Genomic DNA, 282 nt, shown 5'->3' on the forward strand with positions numbered 1-282 from the left:
AAGTAAAAGTAAGGCTAACATTGCGGTGGTGACGGATTTAGTCGTAGCTAAAGAAGACGTTATTCCCTTGGATGTACTGGGTTTTAGTGAACTGAAGCACGTCGTACTTCAGTTCGGTAGCAACGTTGAGATTGTATTCGAAGCAACTGGCGTCTATTCACGCCGCTTAGAATATTTTCTTCAGCAAGAACATCTGAACTATCATATTCTAAATCCATTGGCCGCTAAGAATCGTATCGCCACAGGATCGCGTCTTAGAAAGAACGATAAGCAGGATGCTAA

Annotated in this window: 1 protein-coding gene; it reads left to right on the top strand. The window is 42.6% G+C overall.

Annotated features, from left to right (window positions below):
- A partial coding sequence (locus tag HEQ50_RS13010) for a transposase (RefSeq protein ID WP_168900834.1) occupies nucleotides 1–282 on the top strand: 282 nt, incomplete at both ends.

The organism is Lactobacillus sp. HBUAS51381, assembly GCF_012641095.1.
Lineage (GTDB): Bacteria > Bacillota > Bacilli > Lactobacillales > Lactobacillaceae > Levilactobacillus.